Source organism: Butyricimonas muris (genome assembly GCF_046365375.1).
GTDB classification, from domain to species: Bacteria; Bacteroidota; Bacteroidia; order Bacteroidales; family Marinifilaceae; genus Butyricimonas; species Butyricimonas muris.
Genome location: NZ_JBKEIT010000012.1, coordinates 16451 through 34226, shown reverse-complemented (window position 1 = coordinate 34226; position 17776 = coordinate 16451). Strand labels below are relative to the sequence as shown.

The window sequence follows — 17776 nt, the reverse complement described above, 5'->3', positions numbered from 1 at the left end:
TATCTTTGTACTCCAAAAGTTAACGTGATTGAGCATGAGGAGTTTTGTAGGTATATTATTTATTGTTCTTCTGGCTGCATGCGTCCATAATAAAAGTGTACAGGTATCGGGGCGTGTAGAAACCGGAATGACTCGTGATTCCGTCATATCTTTTGACGTGAACGGGATGTTGTACGAGTTCAAGTTGGACAATAAATACTTTTTTTCCGGTAAAATACCACTGGAAAAAGGGGTATATGCAAGAGTATACAGGCCTAACTCTTTTGACGTGTATCTTTCCCCGGGAGAAGATTTGGAAGTGAATATTGTTCGTAATACCGTGTCTCCGCAATTTAAGGGAACGTTGAGCGCGATTAATAATTACTTGAGAGAGCAGGGGAGGACGATGTCTTATCTTCCTTATGAAGTATATCAGTTGAGAGAAGAAGAATTTATACAGCGAATGCAGGACATGCTTAACATGAATATTCTTTTGCTGGAAGCCAAAAATCTTGGTGATGATTTCACGAACAAGGAAAGAGAAAGAATAAGATATAAGATAGCGTTGCAGGCAGTGGGATATCCGAGTATGCACCAAGTTCCTGATTCCGTGAAATATGAACCGGGAATCGCGTTCACGGATTTTATTACCGGTTTTGATTTTAACAACGAGGAACTGTTGTCGTTCCCTTTTTATAGACAATTCCTGATGAATTATTTCTATTATTACAAAGGGAAAAACATGAGTGGCAGAAGGCTCGTGAATTATATTTTAAACAACGTGACGAATCTTAAAGTACGGGATTTCTTGTTATCGGAGGTGGTGTATGTCTATTTTGCCCAAAACGGATTGAAAGATTCTGATTACTTGCTTTCGGTATGTTGGAACGAGGTTTCCGATACCAGTAAATTGGTAAAAGTTCGTCAGTTGGTTGACCGTTGGAGAAAATTGTCTGCCGGGGCAACAGCACCGAATGTCCTTTTAACCGATGCTTCGGGCAAGGACGTGCAGTTGAAGGATATGCGCGGGAAATATCTTTATATTTGTGTTTTGACGCCAAGTTTCGGTACGATGGGGGAAGAAAAAGATACAACAGCGTGGAAAGAACTTGTTGAAGAATATAAAGAGAAAAATATACGGTTCCTGACATTTGCCACGGATGAGGAAGCATTTTCGCGTGTAAAAAATATCCCGGGTGAACATTTCCTGTTAAAAGATTCTGATTTTTATCGTTCTTACATGATAACCAATTTTCCCAGATTCATATTAATCAACCCGGACGGCAGGATTACCGATGCTGATGCGTCAAAACCTTCAGGATCGATGAAATTACTTTTGCAGAATATTGGGTTATAATTTATTTTTGTATATTTGTCGATGTTTACGGCAGGTAAATTTATTTGCTGTAATGTTAGGTTAATTATTAGAGCAAGTATAATAACAGATGAAATTTACACTTGTGGCTATGGTCACAAATGGTGTATAAAATTTAGTTAGTATGAAAAGAATTGGTTTATTTTTAGTGCTTGTGACATTTTTACTGGGTGCTTGTGACAGTAATACGGTAAAAGTGCGAGGTGAGGTTGAAGGATTAAAAGGGAAGGTTAAGTTATTGGCAGAAATGCCGGGAGAACCCGGGTTGACTATTTTAGCCGAGCAGGATGTTACGGATGGAAAGATTGATTTGAGGACAGAGCAATTCCAAATCCCGGGTAGGGTATGGGTGGATATCGATGGGAAAACCACGGTTGAAGCTATACTGGACACCAAGGATATGATTTGGATTCAAGGAAAAATAAAGTTCCCGGATCAGATTGAAGCTAAAGGTTCCGGCTTGATGGACGAGTACGATGACCTGAAAAAGCAATATAAAGAGAGATACGGAAAGGATCTTGGAAAAGTAGACCGGTTGATAGAGAAGATCAGCAAGAAAGATAAATTGACGAAGGACGACGAAGTGATGTTAGGTATCCACCAGTTACAGAAACAACGTTTCCTGAGACAACGTGCTAATTGGACGAAACAATTGATTGAAGCGAATCCCGGTAAAGAATTGTCTTTGTTCTTGCTTAAAGATGAGTTACAAGATAGTTTAGCGTTGCAAAAGCGTCTTTTCAAGAAAATGAAGATCGAAAATAAAGAAAGCAATATTTATAAAGTATTGGAAACCAAATTGCAATAAAGTATAAAACCATTAATTGGTTTTTATTTTCCCGTTTTTATTACTTAGTTGTTTTTTAGAGGTACCTACCCGGGTACCTCTTTTTAATTTTTTGTGTCAGGCGTTGCATGATGACATAAAAAACACTAACTTCGCTAATTGTATATGTCAGCTTATGATTAAGAAAATTATTATCAGGATACTGTCTATTGTCATGCTTATTGCTTTTATTGCTGTGGTAAGCGTGCAGTGGATTTGGATGAAATACAGTATGCGGGAAGGAGAAGCACGTTTTACCTCGAAAGTGTATGACGTGTTAGGTAAAGCTGTCAGTTTAGTGGATCAGGTCAGTGAACGAAAACTTTATCAGGAGGTCAAAGAACAATACAATATTCTGGAGGAACAGATTGCGGCCACTGACCAGATGTTGGATTCTTTGGAAAAAGGAAAAGAGCAGCGCTTGCGAACAAATTCCGCGAGTGTTTCGATTGAGATGCAGCAGGCGAACGGACAGGTGACGATAAGGCATATGAGTGTCGGGTATCAGGATCCTTTAGAGGAGTATTCAAGATATCTTCAAGAAATCTCCAGATCGATAAGGGAAGTCACGGACAGGAGTTTTCCGCATCAGTTGATAAAATCGGAAGAGGAAGAGGTAAAACAACAGACGGATTCATTGGACGGACAGCGTTTGTCGGATATGATTCGGAAAGTAGTGATCCGTTATATGAAAGAGGAAGATCCGCATAATGCCGATGTAGCCAAACGGCTTGAGGGGGTGGATTTGGATATCTATTTGAAAGATGAGATGGCAAGTACGGGAATAAAGAATCATTTCAAATGGAAGGTGATGAAAGGCGAGGAATTGCTGAAATATATCAAGGAACACGGCAAAAAGGGGTTTTATTACACGGATCTTTTCCCGAATGATCAAATCAAGAAAGACGCTAACTTGTGTATTATGTTCGACACGAAAGATTCGCTCTTCTATAATAATATCGGGTGGATGTTCATAGCTTCCGGTTTTTGTATTATCGGTTTGATGTCCGTGTTTATTATAACAATCGTCGTGATTATGAGGCAACAGAAGCTTTCCGTGATCAAGAATGACTTTATTAATAACATGACTCATGAGTTTAAGACACCGTTAGCCACGATTTCTTTGGCAACGGCTGCTATCGAGAAAGAAAAGGTGCTAAACGATAAAAACCAATTGCTGAAATTCAACTCGATGATCCGGAACGAGAATGAACGTATGAACAAGTACGTGGAGCGTATTCTGTTGCAGGCTAAACTTGATCGTCGGGAAGTACATTTGAAGAAAGTGAATGTAAATCTGAACGTGCTGGTGGATGAAACGGTTGAGCATTTCCGTTTGCAGGTAGAAGAACGGGGCGGAGTTATCAAAGCTGACCTTGATCCGGAAGGATACGTGATGCAAGCCGACGAGGTACATATGCTCAACGTGGTATGTAATCTGGTAGATAATGCGATAAAATATTCGCATGATTCGTTGAATATATATATATTTACGAAGCGGGAGGGGAATCGTTTTATCATCGGAGTTCGGGATACCGGAATCGGGATACCGAAAGAGGCTCAGGATAAGGTGTTTAAGCGATTCTATCGCGTGCCGAGCGGTAACGTGCATAATGTAAAGGGATTCGGGTTGGGGTTGAGTTACGCCAGATCGATCGTGGAATTGCACGGGGGTGAGATTCACTTGACCTCGAAAAAAAATAAAGGTACTTTGGTAGAGATTATTTTTAAAATGGAAAATTAAAATTGAATATATGGGACATAAAATACTTTTAGTAGAAGACGATCCTTGTTTCGGATCAGTATTGAAATCCTATCTGGAATTATCCGATTATGATGTAGTGCATTGCACGAACGGGGTGGATGGATTCGAGGCATTTCGCAAAGAGAAGTTCGATTTGTGTCTTTTGGATGTCATGATGCCCGAGATGGATGGTTTTACATTAGGGAAAAAAATCAGAGAACTGGATGTAACCGTGCCCTTTGTTTATATCACGGCAAAGAGTATGAAAGATGATATGAAGCAGGGATACGAGATTGGAGCGGATGATTATATTATAAAACCCTTTGATTCCGAATTGTTGATTTTTAAAATCAAAGCAATCCTTAGCCGTTGCGAACACGAGGATACGGAGGTTAAACCGAAAATGATCGAGTTGGGAGCTTATCTGTTCAACACGGAATTGCGCACGATCACGAAAGGGGATGAAGTGATTAAATTGACTCCGAAAGAATCCCGGTTGTTGGAATTGTTGTACTATCACAAGGATGGTCTGTTGCAACGGGACAAGGCTTTGAATGAAATCTGGGGTGCCAGCGATTATTTCACGGCTCGTAGTATGGATGTGTACGTGACGAAATTGAGAAAGTATTTTAAAGACGACTCATCCATTAAGATCGAGAACGTGCATGGTTCCGGATTCCGTCTGATTCTTGAATAGCCGGTAATTGAAATAAAAAAATAGAAGTGAGGATTTTTCCTCACTTCTATTTTTTTATTTCAATTTGTTCAGTGTACGGTAATGGTTCCAGCATCACTGTTTGCCGAATATTGCGGGGCGTATACACATTGTAGAGTACTGATACCGTCTTGATAGGTTCCGCTTTGCGCGATCCATACCGTGTACTCGAATACATGCGTACCTTTCGGGAGGAAGTCGAAGAAGAAGTTGGTAGCAACATCTGTCGTTTCCTGATAATACACGAGAGCCTCTTGCCAACGGTTGCCGGAAAGTTGTTCCGTCGGTTCAAAACATCCGGCTCTTAAATCTTTCAGATGCACGAATTGCATATCCTGATCGTTGGATACCGTGATACGGATACAGATTCTATCACCGACTTTTAATTCTTGTCCGGCCAGTGGGATTAACGTACTTCCGGTATCTTCTTCTTGTTGGATGAATAGCTGTTTCTTGACAGAGATTCCGCCCGAATGACTGGTGATTTTGTCCAGTTTCTCGAAATATTGCAGGTATAAACCACCCCAGCTTGCTTGCTGTTGTTGTTTTGAGAGCGTTACATTCAGCATTTTCGGGGTAATCTCTTTGCCCGTGAAACTTTGTTTGATGTATCCCAATTTGGATTCTTCCGGGGTAATATTCAATTTCTTGTTACCGAGTTTTACCGCCAGTTCTTCTTGGGATGCCAATTGATTATTTCCCGTGAGGAGTAAAGCGTAGATAGCGTCGACCGTCGTGGGTGTTGAGCCCCAGTTTTGAGTTTGTTTCTGGCGCAATAACCATTGTTTCATCCCTTCGGTATCCGTGGAATTGCCTTCAATTTCACGGAAAGCACTCATGATCGCCACGTGAGTCTGGATAGCGGAGTTGGTGAAAAGGGTTGAACGGTTGTTCGCCCAGTACATACCCATTTCAGGTGTGGTGGTGGAGTATTCTTTCAAAGAATGTATGATTTGTTTCGCCGCATCCGTTTTACCGTATCGATAAAGAGTGATGGCTGACAAGGCTTTCTCGTACAGTGAAAGTTTGGTCCATGAAGTTTCCAGTTGTCCCAGATAGAACTTGTGAGCTTCCAGAGCATCGGTCAACGGGATATCCCGGTATGAACTGCGGGTGTACAGGTATAATATTTGGGAATATCCGGCAGTTTTGATGTTCTTGTAGGATTCTTGGATTTGTTTATCGAGGAAGTTCAACGCTTTGATTTGCATCATCTTTACTTCTTCCGGGTGGCTCGTGGCGTTTAACGAGACAAGCCGTGCCATTGCCTCAAGGACATTTTCAGTCATGAAGATGCTGGAATAGAATCCCTTGAACCATGACCAACCACCATCTTCGTTTTGCAGTTCAGCCAATTTTTTGATGGCTTGCCGGGCGATATAGTTCTGGCGGTTCACGTCCAGAAGTTCACCTAAGGAGTGCATTTGTTGTGTTTCACTCTGTGCTTCGGTTACCCACGGGGAAAGTTGTAGCAGAATGGATTTTAATTCCTGATTCTTTTCCAGCGGGGAAGTTAGTGCGGCATCCGGTTTTTGCATCCATTGCCGGATGGCATCCGTGATTCGCGGATTCGCGTTTGCGATAGCCGTCGCCAATGTACTGACATAATAGGACGCCGTGATTTCGGTTACATTCTCGGTTTGCGGCGTGTTTATTGTCGGCAGGGCGAGAACGGCGTACCATACCGGGTTGGCGGTGAGTTCCAGCGTCAGGCGATATGGGGTAATTCCTTTCGGTGCATTCAACTTGAACGTTTGTTGCCCTTGTTTGCTCGCGAATATCGGTAAGGTTTGAGTCACCAGTGTGGCATCGGGAACCACGGGAAGCACATGTTGTTCTCCGTCACTGAATTGTGCTGAAGATGCAACAATACGACACCCGAGTAGATCCGTATCTTCCGGGGCGGTAAACTCGAAACTTACGGTTTGGTTCTCTTGTGCATTCACGTTGAACGGTTGTTGTTGTTTACTGATCACGACATCCGTCGAGGGAACGAACAGTTCGAGGTATGCTTCACCTTGTTGTGCGGTTGTCGTGAGATTATTGATTGTCGCTTGCAGCACGACCTTATCCCCCGTGCGTACGAATCGGGGCAGATTGGTATTGACCATAAATTCTTTGCTCGTGATAACCGATCTTTCAATTTGTCCGAATTGCATATCCCGGGTATGTGCCAGTGCCATGAATTTCCACGTCGTGGTAGATTCCGGTACCGTGAATTTGATTACCACGTTACCCGTTGAGTCCGTTAAAAGTTGCGGGTAGAAGAATGCTGTTTCTTGGAAATTTTGTCTGATTTGCGGAGTCGCGTCAATAACACTTTCTTCCGATAAGACTCCCGGAACACCGGAATCGGCTGATGCTTTGAATGAACTCAACCCTCTGATATAAAATTTCGTGTTATCATTATCTTCCGCAATACCGGCAACCTTTCTGGGCAATGCTATTTCTTCTTCTGCCATTTCTTCTACCATAATTTCTTGTTTTGCCCCTCCTCTGGAATGGCCATATCCCGCGACAACAGCATTATCCCAACCGAGGAATGTGTATTGGCTTAATCCGTAGAGGTTTAATCTATTAAATTCAAATCCGGGTACCTCCATGCGTTTCTGATTATAGCCGAGAGTTCCCCTTAACGGATAGTTGTCGAACCTCCACCGGGGCGTTGTGCTGTAATTGTAGTAAACCGGGTTGAAATTCCAAATATTTGGACGGATTTTGTCCAGAGAAGCATCATACATACCTGCCATTATCTCTGCAATGACAGCTTTTCCCTGTCCGTTTTTAATGATGAATGACCATTCTTCTTTTTGTCCGGGAGTAAGATGATCCCGGAATGTTTTCGTGATAATATCCAGTTTTTTGTCAGCTTCTTCACGAGTCAGCATGAAATTATTCGTGAAAAATTCGCCGTCTTTGATAAAGCTGACAATTACCTCTGCCTTCTTCCCGAAATCCTCTTTATACGGTATAGCCAGAGTCGTATTGGAGTTGTTTAGTACCAATCGTTTTCGCTCCATGAGTTTCTGGTCGGAGTATATTTCATATAATACATACACATCTTTAGCGGATGAGCCTAATAAAATTCTGGCATCTTCTCCCGGGATGCAAGTTGTTTTCTCTTCCACGCTCCAGAAATAGGTGAGATAAGGCGGGCGTTTATCCTGAGGGGAATAAAGATATATGATATTTTCGTTGGTAATGTTACTATTGTCTCCCGTGCCGGAAAGTTTCAACAGATACGCTCCGGAAGGCAGTGAAGATAGATTCAACTCCAATGCTTTGTCCGTATTGGTGGTAAATGTGCCTTCCAATACTTTTTTATCCACGGGTAAATTACTCCGGTCATATTCTTCCCCGAGTTTTTGTAGCGGTTTTAACGCGGATAACTCGTAAGTGATATTTTCGGTTAATGGATATTCGTTATAGTTTAGCGTCGTGACTGTAATACTATTCGGTTTCTCTTTATTCATGTAAGGATAAACGGAAGAATTCAACCGATAGTTTTGGGGTGTTACTTGTACCGAATAATTGGACTCTTGTGTTTCCCCGTTGGGAGTGGTGACCGTGACCGAAACCGTGTACGTGACGAAATTTCTATAAAGAGCCCCGGGAGAATTGTCTGTTGTTTTTTCCGTGTCGAATGAAATACTGAATTCGCCTTTCTCGTTTGTTTGAGTTTTCCCGGCGGCAATTGTATTTTCTTGGAATCTCCACGCGAAAGAGCGGCTTTGGATGGAGTAGGTGACTTTACTATTGCCCGCGTTGGCGCCGGAATAGTTCTTGGCGATACCGGAAACCGTAAGTCGGTCACCAGCTTTGTAAGCTCCTTTTATCGGGTTAAAGGTGATTTCGAACTTCGGGCGTTTGTATTCGGCTACGGTAATGGTGTGATTGGCTTCGCCCGCGGTAATGAAGAAAAGTCCGTTCAGTACGTCTTGCGGTAACGTGAATTTACCGGCAAAGGAACCGAACTCATTGGTTTGTACTTCTTCTTTCGCCACGACTTGGTTATTGACATCCGATAACGTTACCGTGTATTTCTTTCCCGTGACGGCTTTTGAGGCTTCGGCGGTTGCTTCCCAAGAAATTCCGCTGAAATAGACGATTTGTCCCGGTCGATATATTGCCCGATCGGTAAAAAGACTGGTTTCTTTTACTATCGGTGTCGAGGAACTGAAATATTGATTCGGGAGGCGGGTTACTACCCCGTGGTCGTCACTCCCTGAAGTAACTTGATAGAGACGGTCTTGGGGGACGTTTTTTATAGAGGCAATTCCATTCGCGTCGGAAGTGAATTCTGTATCCAGAACATATTTACGTCCGCTTCTGCTGTAAATTTTCACTTTTGCCCCTTGAATCGGTTTTCCGCTGACGAGATCGCATACAAGTACATTGTAGTTTTTGTCACTCGTTTTGCTGGCAATGGTTGACAGACGACTGGAACTGAAATAAGAGGAATCCGCTTGCTGTTTTGCCGTTCCGTAAGAAACTGTCAGTTGATAACGCCCGGTACTTGTCACGGGAATCTGTAAAACGGTATCCTGTGAATACAGTTCTTTGGGGAGGCGGTACGTGTGGGTAGATATCTTTTTCAGTTTCGGTGTTTTTTTGTCAAGATGCAAATAGTCTAATGTGGTTTCATCAACTTTATATAGCGTGAACGATATGTCGGATAAATTTTTGAACGAGAGTTTTATGTTTTGAGTGTGTCCCGGATAGACATTGGGTTCAATCGTATAAAATACGTTCGTTCGTGTTATCTCTTGAGCCATTTGTTTCAAGATGTTGATCCGGAAATAATTCGGGTATTGGCGAATACCTTTATTGCATATATCCAGTGCTTTTTTGTATTCAGGTTTTTCCGTGGTGCCGGGATTGGCATAATTGAATCTGGCGGGTTCATAATAAGTCAGCGCGAGTTTGTAAAGAACTTCTGTGTTGTAAGGGCTTTTGTTATACTGGTGAGCCAATTGTTCTAAAGCGCTTGTATATAGTGAATCGCTGTCGTTCGTGTTGATTACTCTACGAATATATTCCAGACGATCCAGATCGGAAATGAGAACGGCATCCACACGTTTGGCTGTCAGTTCCGATTGTAATAGAGATTGATAGAGTTTGATGATATTTGAAGAAACGTCGAAGGTTTTAGCCTCGATAGTCATTCCCACGAAATCCGCTACTGGAGCAAATAATTGATTATCGGTGACCGGACTCTGTTTGTAATATTGTGAAATATTATAGAGGCCGTTTAATATATCAATACTGCGATATACCAGAAAATCGTACATTGTCGGTCGAAGAGCCGGGGAGTTTTTCCCGAGAATCATTATTTCCTTGTAATCCAGACAATTTACTTCTGCAAGTTGCGGTTGCGCTTTCACTGCGTCCAGCGCATGCTGAAATATTTTCTCGATATATATGTTACCGGTCCATTCCGCCATGTTGCGGGGGATATATCCGGTAACGGGAGTCCTGTTGTATATTTGGGAGAGTTGACTCATGTAATACATTTGGTAGAGTTCCGCTATCAATGAATGAAGAATGCTTTTTTCCACTGTATTCCGGTCTTCTCCGATGTATTTTTCCAGATCCTGTAACATGGGAGGGATACTATCCATGTCAATCAAAGCCTGATACTTGATCTGGCGAATCAGAGATTGTATCAGTAGCGGGGAGTTTTTTTCTTTTACCGCTTGTCGATAGTCTTTCTGTGCTTGAAGCAAGGCCGTTTTCGGGGCTGCCTCGTTTTCTTTGTCGGAGAGATTCTGCTGACTGAACGCAACATGTACCCCGAATAATAATACCGTAATAATTAGTAGTCTTTTTATCATATCGTTATCTGTTTGAATTATACTTTTTCATCCTATGTTATTCGCAATTCCCAACGGGAAAGTTATTACATAGATGCAAACGGAACAGAAATTCCATAAAAGTACGAATAAAATTCTTTAATGTATCTTTGGAGGAAATAGATTATTGCCGGAATGTTTCTGTCTAATTGCAGTTGAAATAAGTTCCGGTGAATGAATTTCAGTTTGTTTTATGTCGTTCTTTCTACATGCGGGAGTGTTTGAAGAACGAGAGATAAACGAGAGAAGAACGAATGAAGGGGAGGAGTTGAAAGGATTTTGTGGGTTTGTTGTGCTGATTTCTAGTATTTTATATACAAAAGGCTGTCCCTGAAAAGACAGCCTTTTTTTCATTTTAGAAAGTTGTTCAAAAAGTACTTAGATGCAAGGTAGGAACGCAGCAGATGAGTGCTTTTTGGACAACTTTATTTGAAGTTCGCGAATTCGCCTTGTTTCAGGAACTCAACGGCAGCTTCAATATCTTGATACATCACGCGGTCCTCGCTGTTGAACGGCACGATAGTGCGGAATTCAGACAGGAAGTTTTCTAAATACTCGGAAGTTTTGGTTGGGCGTTGCATGTCGATAGCTTGTGCGGCGTTCATTAACTCGATAGCCAGTACGCGTTCCACGTTTTCGATTACTTGTACCGTCTTCACGGCGGCGTTACCACCCATGCTGACGTGGTCTTCCTGCTCGTTGGAAGAGGGGATAGAGTCAACGGAACACGGGCTGCACAGTTGTTTGTTCTTGCTCACGATAGCGGCTGCGGCGTATTGCGGGATCATGAAACCGGAGTTCAAACCGGAATTGGCAACCAAGAATTCGGGAGTCTTGCGGTCACCGGCAATCAAACGGTATACCCGTCTTTCAGATATACTGCCTAACTCGGCGATAGCTATACTAAGGAAGTCGAGAACCAGTGCCAGCGGTTCGCCGTGGAAGTTACCACCGGAGATAATCAGGTCGTCGTCCATGAAAATGGTCGGGTTGTCGGTCACGGAGTTGATTTCGCGTTCCACCACGGAAGCCACGTAATTCACGGTATCTTTCACTGCACCGTGTACTTGCGGCATGCAGCGGAAAGAATACGGGTCTTGCACGTGAGTTTTTTCCACCTTTTGGAATTCAGAGCCTTCGAGTAAAGTGCGGATATTGCGTGCCGTTTCGATTTGTCCCGGATGAGGACGGGCCTCGTGAATTTGCGGCAAGAACGGGTCGATGCGTCCGTCGTATGCTTCCAAAGAGAGAGCACCGATAATATCGGCATATTTAACCACCTTGAAAGCGTTCAATAGAGCGTAAACGGCATGTGAGCTCATGAATTGAGTCCCGTTCAACAAGGCCAAGCCTTCTTTTGCACCCAATTGGATAGGTTCCCAACCGAATTTTTGGTTGATCTCTTTGGCGGGATAGATTTTGTTTTTATAGAATACTTCACCCTCTCCAATCAGCGGTAAAAATAAGTTGGCAAGCGGGGCAAGGTCACCGGATGCACCCAATGAGCCTAATTCTTTTACCACGGGAAGCACGTCTTTGTTGAACATATCGATGATACGCTCCACGGTCACCAGTTGTACTCCTGATTTACCCAAGGAAAGAGCGTGAGCCTTCAGTAACAACATTAAACGGATAATATCCTGATGCACGGGTTTTCCCACGCTACAAGCGTGTGACATCACGAGATTGGCTTGCAGTTGACTCAGGTCTTCGGGCGAAATGGTGATCTTGCACAAAGAACCGAATCCGGTCGTGATGCCGTACAACGGCTTTTCGGAAGTGGCAATCTTGTGATCCAGATATGCCTTGCAGTCATTAATTAACTTCTTGCTCTCGTCAGATAAAGCGAGTTTATATTTTTTATTAATGATTTTCTCTATTTGATCGAAGGTTAAATACTCCGGGGTAATATAATGAGTCATTGGAATTTTAGATTTTAGATTTTAGATTTTAGATTGCACACACGCGGGAGCGAAGCTCCCTTAGTTTGTAAGGTTTGTAAAGTTTATAAAGTTGAACCCGCGGTTCTGAAAGTTTTTTTACTTTATAAACCTTATGAACCTTATAAACTTTATGAACTCCATCCTGTCAGGGAAAACGAGTATCGAAGCCGTGGTTTTTTAGCGGGCGTTGTTCTTTGCGGTATAGTTGCATACGCTTTTATTTTAATTTCTCTGCCAATTCGGTGATTGCGACACTTTCTTGTTCTCCCGTGAGCATATTTTTCAGGGTTACCATGTTGTTGGCGATTTCGTTTTCCCCTACTAATGCCACGTACGGGATATTTTTCTTATCGGCGTACGTCATTTGTTTTTTCATCTTGGCGGCTTCCGGGTATATCTCGGCGTTAATGCCTGCTGCCCGTAAATTTTTCAAGAGCGGGAGGCAGAAAGCCTCTTCTTTTTCCCCGAAGTTGACGAACAGGATACGAGTGGTTGCCGTGGCGTCTTTCGGGAAGATATCCAATTGGTTCATCACGTCGAAGATACGGTCGGCACCGAACGAGATTCCCACGCCCGACATATTTTTCATCCCGAATATTCCGGTCAGGTCGTCATAACGTCCTCCCCCGGTGATACTTCCTATTTCCACGTCTAATGCTTTGACCTCGAAAATAGCACCCGTGTAATAGCTTAACCCGCGGGCAAGCGTGAGGTCTAATTTTACTTCAATTCGGATATCGAGTTGTTGCAGGTAACGGAACACGGTACTTAATTCTGCCACGCCTTTTAAACCGATTTCGCTACCTTGCAGTATTTCTTGCAGGCGGGCTAATTTCTCTTCGTTCGTTCCTTCCAGATGCAGGATAGGCTGTAATTTTTCGATGGCCTCTTCCGATACTCCTTTTTCCCGTAATTCAGCGTTTACATTCTCTGCCCCGATTTTATCCATTTTGTCGATAGCCACGGTGATGTCAACCAATTTTTCCGGGTGACCGATGGTTTCGGCGATTCCGGCTAACACTTTCCGGTTGTTCATCAACAGGCGGACATTTATCTTCAAGCGTTTGTAAACCTCGTCCACGATTTGCACTATTTCCACCTCGTTTAACAGGGAGTCGCTACCCACGACATCCACGTCACATTGGTAAAATTCCCGGTAACGTCCCTTTTGCGGACGGTCGGCACGCCACACGGGTTGTATCTGGTAACGCTTGAACGGGAACGTGATTTCGTTCTGGTGTTGCACCACGAAACGGGCGAAAGGTACCGTCAAATCATAACGCAAGCCCTTCTCGCAAATCTTGTTTGTCAGGCGAGGAATGTTGCGCTCCGTCATTTCGCTATCGGTAACGGAGGAAAGAAAATCGCCGGAATTCAGTATCTTGAAAAGTAATTTATCTCCCTCTTCCCCGTATTTACCCATCAACGTGGAAAGGTTCTCCATGGCAGGAGTTTCCAGTGGCAAATAGCCATACAGTTTGAATACGGATTTAATCGTGTCGAATATATAATTTCTTTTCACCATAATTTCCGGTGAATAATCTCTTGTCCCTTTAGGAATAGATGGAGTCTGTGCCATTTTTCGTTTTTAAGCTTTAGATTTAAATGTGTTGCAAATATAAACGATTCTAATTTCTTTTGAAACTTCTTCGGGGAATTAATTGATTTTAGATTTATGATTGTTGATTTCGAATTTTGAGGTTGTTTATTAGATAGAATTTTCTGATATTTGTTTCGTGGACCAGTGGTTTAGCGTGATGATAAGAGAGGACATATTATTCCGGAAAATGCAAGAGGGTGACTGGAGTGCTTTCAACTCCTTTTTTGACCGTTATGCGGAACAACTATTTCATTATGCCTTGGGATTCGTGAAGCATCGGGAAGAGGCGGAGGATATCGTGCAGGAAGTTTTTATTTACTTGTGGACGAATCGGGATAAAATTACTTACACGGGTTCCGTTTATGCCTATCTTTGCCGTTCCGTTAAAAATTCATGTATCGATTACAAACTTCACGAGAAGGTCGAGGAACGTTATCGTCAGGAAATGATGATGACCGGTGTGGATGATTCTGACGAGAATGATAATTTCGAGGAACTTTATGACCGTTTGCAATCCATTATGGAAACCCTCCCCCCGAAATGTAGGGAAATTTTTATCTTGGGATGCATGGAAAGCATGAGTTATAAAGAAATCGCCGAGCAACTGGATATTTCCGTGAACACGGTAAAGACACAGATGAAAACGGCGTACAAGAAAATTAAGGATGAATTCGGCGATAAGGACAAGAGATTTATGATGATTCTTTTAGTCGCTTTCGAGTAAAATTATTATTTTTGCAACCACGGTTGAATCAACCGTGGTTGAAATAATAATTCTAGTTCACATGAAGTTTTATAATCGAGAAAAGGAAATTGAAGAATTGAAGCGGGTGCAGGGACTTGCTTTCACGCGAAATTCCCGAATGCTTGTTGTAACAGGGCGGAGGCGTATCGGGAAGACCAGTTTGATAAAGCAGGCATTTCAGGATGATGGTTCTGTGACGCTTTATTTCTTTGTCGGTCGGAAGTCGGAAAGTGTTTTGGTTTCCGAATTTGCGGGACATGTGCGTGAAGTGTTATCCGTGTTTGTACCGGAAGGGATGATTTCGTTTTCAAATTTGATGCAATATCTTTTTGAATTGGGTAAAACACGTTCCTTCAATCTCGTGATAGATGAATTTCAAGAGTTCTATAATATTAATGAAACAGTTTTCAGTGATTTGCAAAATTTGTGGGATTCATATCGGCAGGATACACGTGTAAATCTGGTCATTTGTGGTTCCGTTTTTTCTTTGATGCAGAAGATATTCACGGAGCATAGTGAACCCCTGTTCGGGCGGGCGGATAATATCTTACAGTTGCGTCCGTTCAAAGTAGAAGTTTTGAAACAGATTATGGAAGAATACGCTCCCGGTTATAGTAACGATGATTTACTTGCTCTGTACACGATTACTGGGGGAGTCCCTAAATACGTGGAGTTGTTTTGTGATAACGATCGATTGACTGTCGAGAAGATGTATCGTTTTGTTTTCTCTGAAATGTCGCCTTTTTTAGATGAGGGGCGGAATTTGTTAATCACGGAATTCGGGAAGAATTACGGGACATATTTTTCTATACTCCAAGAATTGGCTAACGGGTATTACACGCAGGGCGAGATTGAAGCTCGTTTGGGAGGAATAGCCATCGGGGGACATTTGAATAAACTGGAAAATGTTTATCATTTGATCACACGTGAACGTCCTATTTTCGCGAAGCCGGGTAGTAAAAAAAATGTTCACTATATTATAATAGATAATTTTTTGAGTTTCTGGTTCAAATATATAGAGGGTAATCGTTCCTATATCGAATTACAAAATTTTGATGATTTGTATCACTTGGCGCAGGCTGATTATCCGACTTATTCCGGACGGGTATTGGAAAAGTATTTCAGGCAGAAACTCGCGGAAGCCGGAGGTTTCAAAGAAATCGGCTCGTGGTGGGAAATGAAAAGTATGTCCGGTAAACAGAAAATAGAGGCTTTTGAGATTGATATTATTGCTTTACGGGCACGAGGCAACGAGGCATTGGTGGCAGAGGTGAAACGAAATGTGAATAACTATAATCATAAATTGTTCATGGAGAAAGTAGAGCACGTGAAGCAAAAGGAAATGGCGAAATATTCCATTGAAACGAAATTCTTCTCTTTGAAGGATATGTAGTTTTCTGGGTATGTTTATAAAAGATGTCTTAAAGAATGTCTCAAAGGATGTCCTAAAGGAACTTACTGATCGTCAGAAATCTATATTAGAATTTATCTATTGTACGCCAACGATGACTGGACAGGAAATGTCTGAAAGACTTCGAGTATCAGAAAAAACTGTGCGGCGTGATTTTTCTGCGATTAGGAAACTTGGCATTAATCTTATACGTGAAGGTGGAAAGACTTATGGGCATTGGATAATCAAAGAGCAACAAGGTGGTGAATAAGAATTAGTATGTTATTATAGACATTTAGTGCTATATTGGTCTTAGAATTTTGTGCTTGCCGAAGATTTTTTTCAATTTTTCTGAAAAAATCTCATTTTCTTTTCACCCTTTTTTCACCCCTTCTCGCTTAGAGGGTAGAAAACAGAAAAACTATGAGCACAAAAGACGAAAAAGAATGGTTACGAGCGGTGCTGGAAGGGAGAGTGAAGCCGGGTGATGCCGAGTGGCGGAAAATTTGGCGGGATGCGGATTTCGCGAGGGTGCGGGGCGTGTTGCGGGAAGTGGGAATGATGGAGCAGGGTGATGTGGTGTTCGACCGGGAGAAAATGTGGAGAGTTGTTGAGGGATACCGGGGTGAAGGTCAGAATCGGCGTCGGGTGGCAATGTTGTGGCGTTGGGTTGCGGCGGTAATGATCCCGTTATTCGTGGGTGGCACGATATGGTTCTCGTTACGGGAAACAAAAGAGATTCCCGTGGCACAAGTTCCGGTACTGGAGGCGGGACGTCCTCAAGCCGTGTTGATTATGGCGAAAGGAGAACGGATAAATTTGGCATCCGTCCAAGTTGATACTTTAACAATTAAAGGAGGCGTGCGTGTTCGCTTGGATTCGGCTCGAAGCGTGACCTATGAACAGGGAGAGGGGCAATCGACCGAGGTGGAATACAACACGATTGTAGTCCCGCGTAAAGGAGAGTATCAGTTGACACTGGCAGACGGTTCTAGGGTTTACTTGAATTCCGAATCGGAAATTCGCTTCCCGACATTCTTCTCGGGTGAGGAACGCAAAGTGCATCTCAAGGGAGAAGCCTTCTTCGAGGTGGCACCCGATGCCGGGAAACCTTTTATCGTTGACGTTGGTGAAGTGGATGTGCGGGTACTGGGTACCCGGTTTAACGTGAATGCTTATACTCCGGACGAAGTGATTCGTACGACGTTGGTATCCGGAAAGGTGCGGGTAAGCGATCGAAAAGATAGAGCGTCAACCATTCTTGCACCCGGACAGCAAGCCGTGTGGGAAGAAGGTAGAATCTCGATGAAAGAGGTGGATGCAGCAGCAGTTTCAGCTTGGGTCGACGGAAAATTCTATTTCGAGGAAGGTGCGACATTGGAAGAAATTGCGGCGCAATTGCAGCGTTGGTATGATGTCGATTTCTTCTTCGCTTCCGAGCGTGTGAAGCGTTTTGTCTTTGCCGGGGTAATCAAGAAGGAGTACACGGCAAACGAGATATTCTCGATAATAGAGAAAACCACGCGGGTGAAATTTACCGTGAACGGTAGGACTGTTGTCGTGACTGAACTGAATAGATGAATCTAAAAATAAACCGGGAATTGCAG

The 17776-nt window shown here is 42.9% G+C and carries 11 protein-coding genes; 8 read left to right on the top strand and 3 right to left on the bottom strand.

All coding sequences use genetic code 11. The annotated features are described in order from the left end of the window. The first annotated feature begins 34 nt into the window (after positions 1-34). The 4 genes from ACK8P8_RS18110 to ACK8P8_RS18095 all read left to right on the top strand — a co-directional run bounded on the left by ACK8P8_RS18110 (position 35) and on the right by ACK8P8_RS18095 (position 4621). Positions 35-1336, top strand: coding sequence for a TlpA family protein disulfide reductase (locus ACK8P8_RS18110; protein WP_410026124.1), 1302 nt, complete (start codon positions 35-37; stop codon positions 1334-1336). Positions 1337-1478: 142 nt separating this feature from the next. Next, positions 1479-2162, top strand: a complete 684-nt coding sequence (locus tag ACK8P8_RS18105; RefSeq protein ID WP_186974507.1) for a hypothetical protein — start codon at positions 1479-1481, stop codon at positions 2160-2162. Between the two features lie 154 nt (positions 2163-2316). Then, positions 2317-3924, top strand: coding sequence for a sensor histidine kinase (locus tag ACK8P8_RS18100; protein ID WP_227215668.1), 1608 nt, complete (start codon positions 2317-2319; stop codon positions 3922-3924). 10 nt (positions 3925-3934) lie between these two features. Beyond that, positions 3935-4621, top strand: a complete 687-nt coding sequence (locus ACK8P8_RS18095) for a response regulator transcription factor (RefSeq protein WP_099290841.1) — start codon at positions 3935-3937, stop codon at positions 4619-4621. Positions 4622-4689: 68 nt separating this feature from the next. Here the strand turns inward: ACK8P8_RS18095 and ACK8P8_RS18090 are convergent, their stop codons facing one another. The 3 genes from ACK8P8_RS18090 to hisS form a co-directional block, all read right to left on the bottom strand. After that, entirely contained in the window at positions 4690-10473 is a 5784-nt protein-coding gene (locus ACK8P8_RS18090; RefSeq protein WP_410026123.1) for an alpha-2-macroglobulin family protein, read from the bottom strand. A 443-nt stretch (positions 10474-10916) separates the two neighbouring features. Then, positions 10917-12413: a histidine ammonia-lyase gene (gene hutH / locus ACK8P8_RS18085; protein ID WP_099290839.1), complete on the bottom strand. Its 1497-nt coding sequence runs from the start codon at positions 12411-12413 to the stop codon at positions 10917-10919. A gap of 238 nt (positions 12414-12651) precedes the next feature. Then, positions 12652-14013 carry a histidine--tRNA ligase gene (gene hisS / locus ACK8P8_RS18080; RefSeq protein ID WP_186974503.1) on the bottom strand — a complete coding sequence of 454 codons (1362 nt, stop codon included), beginning with the start codon at positions 14011-14013 and terminating at the stop codon, positions 12652-12654. A 157-nt stretch (positions 14014-14170) separates the two neighbouring features. Here hisS and ACK8P8_RS18075 point away from each other — a divergent pair, with 157 nt between their 5' ends. The 4 genes from ACK8P8_RS18075 to ACK8P8_RS18060 all read left to right on the top strand — a co-directional run bounded on the left by ACK8P8_RS18075 (position 14171) and on the right by ACK8P8_RS18060 (position 17750). Continuing rightward, positions 14171-14758 (top strand): RNA polymerase sigma-70 factor, encoded by a 588-nt coding sequence (locus ACK8P8_RS18075; protein ID WP_369859832.1) that lies wholly within the window; start codon positions 14171-14173, stop codon positions 14756-14758. Positions 14759-14819: 61 nt separating this feature from the next. Beyond that, positions 14820-16172 (top strand): ATP-binding protein, encoded by a 1353-nt coding sequence (locus ACK8P8_RS18070; RefSeq protein ID WP_369859833.1) that lies wholly within the window; start codon positions 14820-14822, stop codon positions 16170-16172. A 10-nt stretch (positions 16173-16182) separates the two neighbouring features. Beyond that, the gene (locus tag ACK8P8_RS18065) at positions 16183-16440 is read left to right on the top strand and encodes an HTH domain-containing protein (RefSeq protein ID WP_369859834.1); all 258 of its coding nucleotides are present in this window, start codon (positions 16183-16185) and stop codon (positions 16438-16440) included. A 152-nt stretch (positions 16441-16592) separates the two neighbouring features. Continuing rightward, complete coding sequence (locus ACK8P8_RS18060) at positions 16593-17750, top strand: FecR family protein (protein WP_369859835.1); 1158 nt, start codon at positions 16593-16595, stop codon at positions 17748-17750. Positions 17751-17776 lie beyond the last annotated feature (26 nt).